The sequence below is a fragment of the Burkholderia sp. SRS-W-2-2016 genome (assembly GCF_001931485.1).
GTDB lineage: Bacteria > Pseudomonadota > Gammaproteobacteria > Burkholderiales > Burkholderiaceae > Paraburkholderia.
Genome location: NZ_MSDV01000079.1, coordinates 63,110 through 77,258, shown reverse-complemented (window position 1 = coordinate 77,258; position 14,149 = coordinate 63,110). Strand labels below are relative to the sequence as shown.

6 protein-coding genes are annotated in these 14,149 nt (G+C 62.9%); 5 read left to right on the top strand and 1 reads right to left on the bottom strand.

The annotated features are described in order from the left end of the window. The 4 genes from BTH42_RS33085 to BTH42_RS33070 form a co-directional block, all read left to right on the top strand. On the top strand, positions 1–3,333 hold a 3,333-nt coding region (locus BTH42_RS33085), incomplete at its 5' end, for a YadA family autotransporter adhesin (RefSeq protein WP_075305388.1). A 169-nt stretch (positions 3,334–3,502) separates the two neighbouring features. Continuing rightward, positions 3,503–3,841: a Rap1a/Tai family immunity protein gene (locus tag BTH42_RS33080; RefSeq protein WP_075305387.1), complete on the top strand. Its 339-nt coding sequence runs from the start codon at positions 3,503–3,505 to the stop codon at positions 3,839–3,841. Between the two features lie 598 nt (positions 3,842–4,439). Next, complete coding sequence (locus BTH42_RS34530; RefSeq protein ID WP_083655030.1) at positions 4,440–8,993, top strand: autotransporter domain-containing protein; 4,554 nt, start codon at positions 4,440–4,442, stop codon at positions 8,991–8,993. Between the two features lie 478 nt (positions 8,994–9,471). Further along, a complete protein-coding gene (locus tag BTH42_RS33070; protein ID WP_075305386.1) occupies positions 9,472–9,699 on the top strand; it encodes a hypothetical protein in 228 nt (75 codons plus the stop codon). A 27-nt stretch (positions 9,700–9,726) separates the two neighbouring features. Here BTH42_RS33070 and BTH42_RS33065 read toward each other — a convergent pair whose 3' ends face one another. Beyond that, the gene (locus BTH42_RS33065) at positions 9,727–10,407 is read right to left on the bottom strand and encodes a response regulator transcription factor (protein WP_075305385.1); all 681 of its coding nucleotides are present in this window, start codon (positions 10,405–10,407) and stop codon (positions 9,727–9,729) included. A gap of 311 nt (positions 10,408–10,718) precedes the next feature. On the opposite strand from BTH42_RS33065, the gene BTH42_RS33060 reads away from it, so the two are divergent. Further along, complete coding sequence (locus tag BTH42_RS33060) at positions 10,719–14,090, top strand: ATP-binding protein (RefSeq protein WP_083655029.1); 3,372 nt, start codon at positions 10,719–10,721, stop codon at positions 14,088–14,090. Positions 14,091–14,149 lie beyond the last annotated feature (59 nt).

The following is a 14,149-nucleotide window of genomic DNA, read 5'->3' as shown; positions in this document are numbered from 1 at the left end:
GCGACCGGTGACGGCGCCACCGCGCTGGGTGATAGCGCGAAGGCATCCGTGGACAGATCCTTGGCACTCGGCCGCGGTGCGCAGGCAAGCGCACTGAACGCCACGGCAATCGGTGCGGGTGCGAATGCATCGGCGCAGAACTCGGTCGCCCTGGGTTCGGGCTCGACCACGACCGCGACGCTGAGCGCGGCGGCGTACAACCCGGGTGCGGCGACGCTCGCCGGTACAAGCGCGGCAGGTGAAGTATCGGTGGGCGCGGCGGGTTACGAACGTCGTGTGACCAACGTCGCTGCCGGTTCGGCTGCCACCGATGCGGTCAACGTCAGCCAGTTGCAGTCGCAGGCTGCCGTGGTGACCTCGCTGTCCACGTTGACTTCGACGGGCCTGAGCTCGCTGTCGACCGGTCTGAGCACGACCGGTAGCACGCTGGTGAGCCTCTCGACGTCCGCGTCGACCGGTCTGTCGTCGCTGTCGACTGGTCTGAGCACGACCGGCAGCACGCTGGTGAGCCTCTCGACGTCCGCGTCGACCGGTCTGTCATCGCTGTCGACTGGTCTGAGCACGACCGGCAGCACGCTGGTGAGCCTTTCGACGTCCGCGTCGACCGGTCTGTCATCGCTGTCGACTGGTCTGAGCACGACCGGCAGCACGCTGGTGAGCCTCTCGACGTCTGCTTCAACCGGTCTGTCGTCGCTGTCTACCGGACTGGCCAATTCGGTCCAGTATGACAACCCGGACCATACGAGCGTGACGCTGGGTGGCGCGAATGCATCTGCGCCGGTGTCGTTGCACAACGTGGCGGACGGCGTCGCCAACAACGATGCCGCCAACGTCGGCCAGCTCAATGCCGCGACTACCCAGCTGGGCAACCAGATCGCGAACGTGTCGAATAACGTGGCAGCGGCGACGCGCTACTTCAAGGCAAACGGCAACAACGACGGTACCGATGACGCGGTCGCGCAGGGCGCGAACGCAGTCGCGGTCGGCCGCGCCGCGGTTGCGGGCCCCGCCAGTGCGATGGCGCTGGGCGCCGGTGCCCAAGCGCTGGGACAGTCGTCGATTGCAATGGGCGCCGGCGCGACGGCAACCAGTGACGTGAACGGCGGAATCGGCGGCATCGCGATCGGTGCGTTTGCCAGTGCCGGCAACAACCCGGCCGCGGGCAAGAGCGTCGGCCCCTCGGTCGCAATCGGCGGTTCGTCGCAGGCGGATCACTATTCGGTCGCACTCGGTGCTGGCGCGCGGGCGCTGGTGGATAACAGCGTTGCGCTGGGTACGCTGGCCAATGCCACGGCCGCAAATGCAGTGGCACTGGGACACGGCTCGATCGCCGATCGTGCGAATACCGTTTCCGTCGGCGCGGCGGGTGCCGAGCGCCAGATCGTCAACGTCGCCGCGGGCACCGCAGATACCGACGCGGTGAACGTGTCGCAGTTGAAGAACGCAGGCGTGCTCGACAGCAACGGGCAGGTAGCCAACGTGGTCACGTATGACGACGCATCGAAGGGCGCAATCACGCTGGGCGGGGCTAACGGCACGAAAATCCGCAACGTTGCAGCGGGCGACCTGTCGGCAACGAGCATGGATGCGGTCAATGGCTCGCAGTTGAATGCAACGAACGAGGATCTCGCGAACATGCAGAAGCAGATCAACAACGGTTCGATCGGTCTGGTCCAGCAGGATGCCGTTTCGCACGACATCACGGTGGGCAAGGATACCGACGGCACGCTGGTGAACATGGCCGGCACCGCGGGCAACCGTACGGTGACGGGCGTGGCTAACGGCGCGGTGGACGAATCGAGCGTCGACGCGATCAACGGCAGCCAGCTTCACGGCACGGCTTCCAGCGCGGCGGCGGCCCTGGGTGGCGGCTCGACCGTGAACCCGGATGGCACGATCAGCGCGCCGAACTACAAACTGGGCGGCACGACGGTTCACAACGTCGGTGATGCAATCACCAACATCGATGGCCGCGTGACGCAGAACACGACGGATATTACGAATGTGCAGAATCAGATCAACAACGGTTCGATCGGTCTGGTCCAACAGGATGCCGCTTCGCGGGACATCACGGTGGGCAAGGATACCGACGGCACGCTGGTGAACGTGGCCGGTACCGCGGGCAACCGCACGGTGACGGGCGTGGCGAACGGCGCGGTGAACGAATCGAGCGTCGACGCGATCAACGGCAGCCAGCTCTACGGCACGGCTTCCAGCGCGGCGTCGGCCCTCGGTGGCGGTGCGACCGTGAACGCGGACGGCACGATCGGCGCGCCGAGCTATAACGTGGGCGGCACGACGGTTCACAACGTCGGTGATGCGATCACCAACATCGATGGCCGCGTGACGCAGAACGCGAACGACATCCAGAATTTCCAGAACCAGATCAACGACGGCACGATCGGTCTGGTCCGGCAGGATTCCGTGGGCAACATCACGGTCGGCGCGAGCACGGGCGGCATGCTGGTCAACATGGCCGGCACCGCGGGTAACCGGGTCGTCACCGGCGTGGCCAACGGCGCGGTGAACGCCAGCAGCGTGGACGCGGTCAACGGCAGCCAGTTGTATGCATTGCAGAACCAGGTCACGGATCTGAACAGCCAGATGTCGAACCTTGCGCCGAACAATCCGTACTTCAACGCGAACGAAGTTCCGGCGTCGTCGGATGCGGTGGTCCACGCAGCGAACCCGGGCTCGGGTGAAGGCAGCACCGCTGCCGGAGCCGGCGCGGTTGCGAGCGGCAAATCCGCCACGGTGATCGGTGCGAACGCCAACGCGGCGGCCGACAATTCGGTCGCAGTCGGTGCCGGCGCAGCGGCAACGGGCACGAATTCGACGGCGATCGGCAGCCAGGCGCAGGCGAGCAACAACAACTCGGTTGCGCTGGGTCAAGGTTCGACGACCGACCGCGATAACTCGGTGTCCGTCGGTTCGGGCAGCCAGCAACGTCAGATCACCAGCGTTGCGGCCGGCACGGCCGATACCGATGCGGTCAACGTCGGTCAGTTGAACAGCTCGGTTGCGCAAGGCGTGCAGCAGGCGAACAGCTACACAGACCAGGCCTTCAACGCGATGAATCGGGAAATCGATAGCGTGGCGAAGAAGTCCTACGCCGGTACCGCCGCGGCAGTGGCCACCGCCAACCTGCCGCAGGCCCCGGCCCCGGGCAAGAGCATCGTCGCGGTAGCGGGCGGCACGTACGCCGGCCAGTCGGCGGTTGCCTTGGGTCTGTCGACGTTCACGCCGAACGGCAAGTGGATCATCAAGGCTTCGGCCTCGACCACCACCGGCCGTACCGTCGCCGCCGGCGCTAGCGCGGGTTACGTCTGGTAAGCAGGCAAGGAGGCAACGACGTTGCCTCCTGTTTTTTTACTTGCAATACGAACTGCAATTTCTGACGCGTCAAATTGGTGGTCTTTCTTCGGGCCGCTACTATCGATTCCCTCCCTGGCGCTCTTCGCGAGACGAAGTGAAACGACAATTTCGACAGGACAAGATCTAAATGAAGCGCATTATTTTCGCAGCGGCATTCAGCCTGGTGGCATTCGCATCGGGCGCGTCCGCGCAAACCATTGAACGCGCGGACGGGCTCTATTCCGCATGTAAAGCCGGTGACAACCTCAATATGTGCGCGATGTATCTGGCCGGCTTCACGGGTGGGGCCTACGCGCAGAGTGTGGTGGACAAAGGCTCTGTCCGCTACTGTTTGCCGTCAGGCACCACGCATAAACAGAACCTGGACACGGTCCTGCGTTATCTCGATTCAAATCCGCAAGCGCGTGGTCAGCCTACCGCAGTGGCGATCTATATGGCGTTGGCTCAGGCTCATCCCTGCAAATAAAACGATCAGGCGACATTTGTCGGAGACCTTACTTTTCCTTGATCAATGATCCGGATCTGGGCTCTGGTTCATCGAAAAATTAGTCTAAGGAATTTTCATTGCCGAATTCAGTCCGCTTTCAGGAAAGTCACACCTGACTTTCTTGAAAGAGCGAAATGTAATGCATATGCTTACCGAAAATGGCCCGAACCTTGACGGCGCGAACCCTGGAATCCCTCCGCGGTAAATTTCGCTTCGCGATTTATCGTGGTCTCGTGCATAGCCTGCTGGATGGCCTTCCGGCAGGAACCCCGCCGCCGCGACTCGTCCACTCGATCTCCTGGCTCACGGTTCACCGTCAGCATATGACGCATGATGAACTCACGACATCGTGTCGTGACCGTCGCGTGCCCTCCCCTTCGAGAGTGCCAGCGTCGGCAGCAATCTGACCGATCTTCCAGCGCACCGAGATCGCGCCTACTTCTCACAACTGCTAGATCCGGCCTCCGAACGATAGCCTTTCGTTTCCCCAAACGATCGACTACGAGGACGAAACACAAAAAAGTAGCAACGCCGATAAGACGTCTTTCACAACACCTTCCACGCGTGGAGTGCCCGAATGAATCTAATCTATCGAACGGTGTTCAATGGCCAAAGGGGAATCGTTCAGGTCGTTTCAGAGCTCGCTACCGCGCACAGCGGTTCCGCGCGTTCCCGGCGCACAGCTGCATCGGGAACAACAACGCTACAGCTCGGTGAGGAATGCGGCCAGCGTGGCTGGGTGAGGCGGACCACGGGCGCCCGAAGTGCGGATGAGACACCACCCGGGCACGACTGCCACCCTTACAGGCTGGTACTGCTACGCCTGACACCTTTGCGGGCAACATTGTCGCTTTGTCTTCTGGCCGGATGGTCGCAAACATGGGCGCAATGCGGAACAGCAGGCGGATCTACTGTCATCAGTACTGCGCAAACCTCTATATGCAATCTGGCGAGTGGCGAAAGCGTCCACATCACCACCACGGGAAGCATCAGCGGAGGGCCCGGAGTATGGGGCAACATTACTAATGGATTTGTAGGGGACATCATCAATGACGGGACCATTTCCCCGATAGCGGGGGGACAGCGCGGCATCGAACTCGATCATGGCGTCACCGTTGACGGCGTTGTTGCCAATACGGGTACGATTTCGGCGTCAGGCCACGGGATTGAGCTCGGGCAAAACGTGGGCGCCTCGATAACTGCTAGCAGCAGCGGCCCCTTTGCGGGTATCGCCATATACAACAGCGGAACCATTACGGCAGCCAGTAGCACATTTTCCGACGGAACTGGCGTCCGGATTGCGGGCGCACCGTCTGTGGTAACCGGGAACATCGTCAATACTGCGACGGGCAACATTCGTGGCAGCGATCGCGGTATCAGCGTTCCCAATTCGGCCACTGTAGTGAATGGCAACATCATCAATGACGGCTCAGTCAATGGCGGAACCTACGGCATCATCAACCTTGGGACGATCAATGGCGGCATCACCAATAACAGCAACGGAGCGATAAGCAGCAGCGGCCTCGCGACCGCAAGCGGTTACGGGATCTATAACACGGGCACGATCAGCAATGGCATCTCTAATGGCGGCACCATAACCGGTGCAACCGCCGGCATCTTCGACAGCGGCCCCATTGGCACTCTCACCAATACCGGTAGCGTCACGGGCGCGAGCGGTATTCTGCTTCCTGCGAATAACAGCACTATCAACAATACCGGGACAATCGGCGGCACCGCCGGCACCGCCATTTCGATTACCGGTAGCAACAATGCGCTGATCCTCGGAACGGGTTCCGTGCTAAACGGCAACGCCACCAGCACCGGCACGGGTAACACCGTCCAGTTGCAGGGCTCCGGCAGCGAAGACAGCAACTTCACCGGCTTCAGCAGCCTGACCATGGCGGGCACCGCGTGGACGTTGAGCGGGGCGAATTCCACGACAGGCACGACGGCTACCGCGACGAACGTACAAGCCGGTACGCTGACCATTACGGGCGCCCTCACCAACGCGGGTGCCGGAGGCGGTACGACGATCGCTACGGGTGCGACGTTGCAGGTCGGCAATGGCGGCGCGGGCGGCTCAGTCTCCGGCAACGTGCTCGACAACGGCACGCTGGCGGGCACAGGGGTGATTAACGGCAATGTGACCGCGCCCGGCGTAATCGCACCCGGTGCTTCCGGCACCGCCCCCGGTACGCTGACCATCACCGGTGGTCTTGCGCTTGCCAGTACCTCGGTGCTGAACTATGACTTCGGCGAAGCCAATGTAGTCAACGGGCCGCTCAACGACCTGACCGCGGTCAGCGGCAGCCTGACGCTCGGCGGCACACTGAATGTCCAGACGTCGCCAGGCGGGAACTTCGACCCTGGCGTGTACCGGATCATCAGCTATGGGGGAGCATTAACCGACAACGGACTCGCGATCGGCACGATCCCGTCGCCCACGTTTTACGTACTGACGGTACTCCCCGGGCAGGTCGACCTCGTCAATACGGCGGGACTGACATTCAGCTACTGGGATGGCAATGCGGGGCCCGCGTTCAACGGCGTGGTCGATGGTGGCAACGGTACCTGGCAGGCGGCAGGCCTGGACAACTGGACGGATAACACCGGCACGATCAACGCACCCTATACAAATGGTGCCTTTGCCGTCTTCGCCGGCGCGCCCGGTACGGTGACCGTGGACACCAGCCTCGGCCCCGTTGTTTCGTCGGGCATGCAGTTTCTGACCAGCGGCTATCTGATCCAGGGCGATCCGATCACGCTCGCAGTGGGCAGCAACACGATCCGGGTGGGCGATGGCACGGCGGCTGGCGCAGGATCGGTTGCGACCATCGCGGCGCCGCTGACCGGCGCAGGCGGACTGAACAAGGCCGACCTCGGGACGCTGATCCTGACCGGAACGAATACCTACACGGGTGGTACAGCGATCGAGGCAGGCACGCTCCAACTCGGCAATGGCGGTACGACCGGGTCGATTCCCGCCGGCAATGTGACCGACAACGGCACACTGGCTTTCGATCGCGCGGATGCGGTGAACTTCACCGGCGCAATTTCGGGCGCCGGCTCGGTATCCCAGCGCGGCACCGGATCGACTGCGCTGGCGGCCGACAACACTTATCAGGGTGGCACCACGATCGAGGCGGGTACGCTGCAACTCGGTGATGGGGGGACGACTGGATCGATTGTCGGCAATGTTTCGGACAACGGCACGTTGGCGTTCAACCGCTCGAACGCTGTCACGTTCGCCGGCGCCATCAGCGGCACCGGCACGGTGGCGCAGGTTGGCGCCGGATCGACTACTCTGGGCGGTGTAAATACCTACCGCGGCGGCACGACGATTTCGAGTGGCACGCTGATGGGCTCTGCGACCAGCTTCGGCAGTGGCGCGATTCTCGACAATGCCGCGCTCGTAATCGATCAGCCGGAAAATGCGAACTTCGCCAACGCGATCAGCGGCACAGGTACCCTCACCAAGTCAGGCGCGGGAGCACTGGAGCTGACTGGCACCAGCACGCTGTCCGGGCCCACGAACGTGGTGGCGGGCCTACTGTCCGTGAGCGGCTCGCTCGCCAACTCGGCGGCCACCGTGCAGAGCGGTGCGAGCCTGGGGGGCAACGGTATGGTGGGCAGTACCGCTATCCTTTCCGGCGGCACGATCTCTCCGGGCAACTCCATTGGCACTCTCACGGTCAATGGCAACTTCGCGCAGGCGGCCGGCTCGACCTATCAGGTCGAAGTCAATCCGGGCAGCGCAGCTTCCGATCTGATTCGCGTCATTGGCGCCGCGACACTCGCCAACGGGGCGGCGCTGAACGTCAGCAAGAACCCCGCCGGCGACTATTCTCTCGGCTCGCATTACACGGTGCTAAGTACGACCAATGGACTGACAGGCACCTACCAGGTGACGGGCGACACCGCGATCAGTGCCTTTTATGGGCTGGTCGGCACCTATGACGCGAACAACGCGTATCTGACCGTTGCGCAGCAACGCAGCTTTGTCGATGTCGCCGATACGCCGAACCAGACCGCCACCGCTGGAGCTCTGCAGAGTTTGCCGGACACGAGTCCGCTGAAAAACGCGGTGGGCCAGCTCGCGACCGCCAATGAAGCGCGCGGCGCGTTCGATCAACTGTCTGGCGAGGTCCATGCTTCGATCAAGACCGGTTTGATCGAAGACAGCCGGTTTGTGCGCGAAGCGGCGACCGACCGGATGCAACAGGCTTTCTGCGCGGTCGGTGGAGTCAACACCAATATCAACGCGCAAACGGCCGGCCAGCATCTGACGACGACCACCTGCAATCCCGACCGGGCGGTCGCCTGGGTGCGCGCGTTCGGGTCGTGGGGACACGTGAACGGCGATAGCAATGCGGCAAAAATGAACCACTCGATCGGCGGCCTGTTCTTCGGCGCCGATACGCCGGTGTTCGATAACTGGCGCGTCGGCGTGCTCGCCGGATACAGCCATTCCAATTTCGATGTGGACGACCGCAACTCCTCGGGCACGAGCAACAACTACGACCTCGGCGTGTATGGCGGCTCACAGTGGGGCAATCTCGGTCTCAGACTTGGGACGATCTACACCTGGCATGACATCGACACCAGCCGCTCCGCGGTGTTTGCCGGCAGCGCGAATCAGCTCGACGGCAGCTACAGCGGCGGCACCGTCCAGGTCTTCGGCGACGTCGGCTATGCGATCAACGCCGGCGCGGTTGCGCTCGAGCCTTTCATCAATCTCGCGTACGTCCATCTGTCGACCAACGACTTCCATGAACAGGGCGGCATCGCAGCGCTGAGCAGCGGCAGCGACAACACGAGTTCGACCTTCTCGACGCTCGGTGTACGCGCCGCATCGACCTTTGCTGCCGGAAGTATCGATGTCACGGCGAAAGGTGTACTCGGCTGGCGCCATGCGTACGGCAGTGTCACGCCTACCAGCACGATGGCCTTCAGCGGTGGGAGTGCGTTCACTGTCGCGGGCGTACCGATCGCGCGCGACGCGGCGGTGATCGAAGTGGGCTTCGATGCGCCGATCGCAAAGAATGCGACTGTGGGCGTGTCATACGCGGGCCAGCTTGGGAGTGGGACGCAGGATCACGGCATCTGGGGGAATTTGACGTGGAAGTTCTGATGCAGTCGTATACCTCGCCCTCACACGCTGGAACCTCGCTCGTTCAACGGCTTGCCAGGATCGTTAAACCGGGCGGCCATACCGTGATGACGCACAGCCGAGGCAGCAAGGCGGAAGCTGAACCATTGCCGTATTGACATAAAAAAGCGCCCCGACGAGGGGCGCAAACGAGGCGTGCATATCAAACCCGCCACTGCGAAAAAGCAGAAGTTTCGCAGTGACAAAACATATTAGACGCGGTCCCGGCATGCCGCCAATTAGACGGATCAGAAATTCCGATCCGTCTAATTGGCTCCGGTTATGTATTGTCAGATTTTGCGATTACGTCTATTGCGCGTTCGCTGGTTAATGAAAGAACGTCACCTTATCGTTCTGATAACCAGATCGTGTTTACCCGATGGCGCTGTTTCTGACCAATCAAATAGAAAGCAGTAAGGCGTCAAGCTAGCATAGGGTTGCTCATCCAGCCAAATAGACCGTGGACTACACGTTTGCCCTGCGCTTTTTCGCAATTCTGCTAACTATTCTTTGCATCACGCTCGCGACGTTTCTGGTGCGCGGCGATCCGCAGCCCGTAAAACGCAAGATCCAGATCGAGCCCTTCCCTCCCGCTCAATGGCCCGAGGTTTATACGCGCGTCAGTATCGGGTGCCTGCTGATGTCGCTGGTGCTGCTGCTGATGGCGTGCGTGTTCCTGCTGCGCTAGCGCCTCGCCGCTCCATTCGACAATTGCTCACTCCTGCCGTCTGGACGCATCGGTCGGAACGTCGATCCCCGTTTCGAACGCGAAGCGATACAGATCGGCGTCGCGATCGATTCCAAGCTTGCGCATCGCGCGAGACTTCTGCGAACTGATGGTCTGTTTCGTGCGGTGCAGCCGCTCGGCGATTTCGTTGATGGACAGCCCCGACACGAATAGCCGGACCACTTCCATTTCGCGCGTGGTCAGCGTTTGCGTACGTGAACTCGCGGCCGACCCCGCGGGCACCTCGCCTTCCGGCGCGCGCGACGCGGTGCGGTAATAGGTGGCGCCCGCATAGACCGCATGAATCGCGGAGATCAGGTGGCCGGTATCGTGCGATTTTCCGAGCACCGACTGGACCCCCAGCTTCGAAATTTCCTGCACGATCGCCGAATTCTCGATCGTCGTGAAAACGACGATCTTCAGCGCCGGCCACGTCCGGCGCAAATAAGACAGCAGCGTCATCCCGTCGCCATATTCGCCGCCGGGCATCGCGTAATCGGTCACGCAGACGTCACACTCGATCGTATTGAGCAATTTGACGAGCTCACCGGAATCGGTCGCGGTACCGACGATCTCGAGCGTGGGCAGTACGGATAGTTCGTGCTTGACACCCGACAGCAATACCGGATGGTCGTCGGCAAGAACAATGCGGATTTTTATGTTGCTCATCTAGATCACCGCCGGAGAAGGGACAGATCGGGACGAAATGTATTCCGAATGTACCTGAAACTGATTGACCTGAATATCCCCGCGTGACTTCCGCGGTAGTCGGCATTCACGCCCATCGGACCGTGTCGCGATTCTCGCTTGATTAGTCTGAAATTTTGCAGCAGACAGTCTTACGAGTTCCGTTCAATAGGACCGCATGTTCCGCTAACCCGACGGACCGGGATAATGAAAAAAACAGTTAGCGCGCGCGATCGCTCATTTTTTACAGCGGCATTTGCGCGTCGCCGTCCACACACCATTCCGGTATCGCCATGTCTTCCACCTCTTCGTATAACGTACTGAATCAGTTGCGCCGCTACAAACGGGTACTCGTATTCGGCGGCGGCATGATGACGACCCTGATGCTGCTGATCGCGTTCGCGTTCGCGATGCTTTCCGCGGTGCGAGCGCACATTGCCGCCGAGCGGCAGGCGTTCGTCGTCTATCACGATCGGGTGATGGAGCAGATTCGCGCCGGCGAAGCCTCGTTCCGGATCGGGCTCGTGGACGCGCAGCTGGCCTGGTCGAACGAAGCGAAAGTCGCTCAGACGCAGGTCGATACGTTCCGCAAGCAAGGCGGCGAGGTGCTGCTGCAGCCGACGCCCGCCGAATGGCAACAGCGCGTGTTCGCGCTCGACCCCAACGCGCTGAGCGACGATACGATCCACAGCTATCTCGCGCTCGCCGACCAACTGAGCCGCTCGCGCACGATCCATTCGCTCGCGCGCGGCCGGCAACTGCCCGGCTACTTTTATGGCGTCGGCTATGACATCGCCGGCATCATGCCGTCGCCGCGCTCGGACGCACCGTGGCCGGTCACCGCCACGGCGCCCGACCGCGAACGGCTGATGGCGGCGCTCGCCGAGAATCTCGCCAGCCGAGAGGACCGCGGGACGGCTTCGTCTACGGATGCCGGCCGGCAACTGTTCTGGGTCCCGCCCACGATCAGCGCGTTGACCGGCAAGCCGACCATTCGCCTCGCCGCCCCGCTGCTGCACAACGGCGCCCCATTCGCGGTGGTCGTGACCGAATACGAACCTGGCTTCCTGACCGCACCGTTCGCGGCCGATCCACTGTACGACGGCGTCTATATGATCGTGGCCGGCGATGGCACGATCGTCCAAAGCTCGATTCCGCACGCGCGCGATGCGGCACTCGTCGATTCGTTGCGCACGCTGGCGATGACGAAGAAAGCCGGCGAAACGTGGCGTCACGGCTTCCTGACGATCACGGGTCCACTCGGCGAGACCGGCTGGATGCTCGTGCATACCTGCACATGGCGCGACATCATCGCGGCCATCGGCTTTCAGTTGGCGATCGGCGCGTCGATGACGCTGATCATGCTGATCGCCGTCTGGAGCTTTCTGATGTCCTTCAGAAAGCGCGCATTTCGGCCCGTGCTCGATCGCTCGCAGCGCCTGTTCGAAAGCGAACAACTGAACCGCACGCTGATCGAAACCGCGCCGGTCGGCCTCGGCCTGATCAGATTGAAGGACGGCAAGCCTTTGTTGCGCAGCCCGACGATGGTAGCCGCGTCCCGACACGTGGCCGTGCCGGCCCAGACGCTATCGGCCGAACTCGCCGCGCGCTATCGCGCCCACGCGCAAAGCGACGCGCAAGCCGACGGCTCGGTCATGCACGAAGAGATCTCCCTGCCCACCCGCGACGGCGATTCGATCGACCTCGCGGTCCGAGCCACGCCGTCGCGCTACCAGGGCGAAGACGTGCTGGTGGTCGCGGTCACCGACGTGACCGCGCATACCCGCCTCGAACAGCAGTTGCGCGAAGCGCGCGAGGCGGCGGACTTGGCCAACGCGGCGAAGTCGGCGTTTCTCGCCGCGATGAGCCACGAGATCCGCACGCCGCTGAACGCGGTGCTCGGCAATCTGGAACTGCTCGCGCAATCGCCGCTGGATGCGCTGCAGCGCGACCGGCTCGCGACGATCCGCGCATCGTCGGACAGCCTGCTGTCGATCATCAGCGACGTGCTCGACTTCTCGAAGATCGAGGCCGGCGAGATGGCGTTCGAAGATATCGAGTTCGATGCGCTCGACGTGATCGCGCGCTCGTTGACGATGTTCGCGCCGGTCGCCCAGGCAAAGAATCTGCGGCTCGTCGCGAACCTCGGCATCGCCACCTCGCTGCCGATGCGCGGGGACCCGACGCGTCTTGCACAGGTCATCAACAATCTGCTGTCGAATGCGCTGAAGTTCACCGCGCACGGCGAAGTGCTGCTGCGTGTGGCGGAAATCGATCCGACCGACGCGGCCGACGCGACCGAGCTGCGCATCGAAGTCGAGGACACCGGCATCGGCATGAGCGCGCAGCAGCAGGCGGCAATTTTTCAGCCGTTCAGCCAGGCGGATTGCTCGATCAATCGCCGCTTCGGCGGCACGGGGCTGGGCCTTGCGCTGTGCGCGCGACTCACCCGCGCGATGGGCGGCGCTATCGCGGTGCGCAGCGAACCCGGCCGCGGCAGCTGTTTCAGCGTGCGCGTGCCGCTGGGCGAGCCGCAGGCCGCGCCTGAGATACCCCGCTTTGGCGGCGAGACGGTCACGCTGGTGGCGGCCTCCGACGCGTCCCATGCATACGCGGTCGACGCGTTGCGAGCATGGGGCCTCAAGGTCGATGCCTACCGGCATCCGGTCCAGGTCGATCAGGCCACGCTCGAGCGCGGCTGCACGCTGCTCCTGCTCGGCGAACGCGATACCTGGCACCCGGACGACGAAGCGCGGCTGATCCGGAACGCGTGCCGGGTGATCGACTGCGGCGCCGACGGGCCGTTGCATCCGGTCGCGACAGGTCAAATCGTTCGGATATCGAACTTCAGTCTCGCGGCACTCGCGCACGCGTTGCAGCATACGCTGCGCAACGAGCCGCTGCTGGTCACGACCGAGACGCCGCAAGTGCTGCCGCGCCAACTGAAGGTGCTGGTCGCCGAAGACAATCCGGTGAACCGCCGGCTGTTCGAAGAACAGCTGACGATGCTCGGCTGCGCCGCGACGGTCGTCAAAGATGGCGAGTGCGCGCTGCCGTGGCTGTCGCGTGAGAGCTTCGACGTACTGATCAGCGATCTGTCGATGCCGGTGATGGACGGCTACGCGCTCGCCCACGAAGTGCGCCGGCGTTGGCCGAGTCTTCCGTTGATCGCGGCGACCGCGTCGGTCACCGCCGACGAGCGCGAGCGCTGCGAGGCGGCAGGCTTCACGCGAATGATCACGAAGCCGTTGTCGCTGGCTCGCTTGCGCACGACCCTCGTCGAAGTCACCGGCCTGACGGTTGCCGAGCCGCCGTCGCGCGCGCCCGCCGAAACCGCGGCGCTCACCGCCGCGCCAGTCGAGCGAAGCGACGCGCTACTTGGCGACAATGAGCTGCCGGACGAATTGCGCCAGACCTTCCTCGACTCGTTCGACGCGTCGCTCACGGCGATCGCCGCTGCGCAGCGCGACAACGATGTGCGGCGCGTGCTGGCCGAACTGCATTCGCTGATCGGTGCGGTTGGCGTGTTCCGGCAATACGCGCTCGCTGAACGCTGCGCCGGGTTTCAGGCGCGCATCAAACAGAGCGGTCTGGCGGATTTAGGTGAGATCGACATTGCCGCCTGGCTGCGCGATGCGCAGGAGTGCGAGATGAATCTGGGCTGACACTGTAGCGTTGCCACGGCCGGCTGTGCCGGTCTGCGGCCGCCGCGCCGGCGCTCCCG

What these genes read in the sequence shown, in the direction of transcription:
- BTH42_RS33080 (WP_075305387.1), top strand. Translation starts at nt 3,503, where the DNA reads ATGAAGCGCATTATTTTCGCAGCGGCATTCAGCCTGGTGGCATTCGCA.
- BTH42_RS34530 (WP_083655030.1), top strand. Translation starts at nt 4,440, where the DNA reads ATGAATCTAATCTATCGAACGGTGTTCAATGGCCAAAGGGGAATCGTT.
- BTH42_RS33065 (WP_075305385.1), bottom strand. Translation starts at nt 10,407, where the DNA reads ATGAGCAACATAAAAATCCGCATTGTTCTTGCCGACGACCATCCGGTA.
- BTH42_RS33060 (WP_083655029.1), top strand. Translation starts at nt 10,719, where the DNA reads ATGTCTTCCACCTCTTCGTATAACGTACTGAATCAGTTGCGCCGCTAC.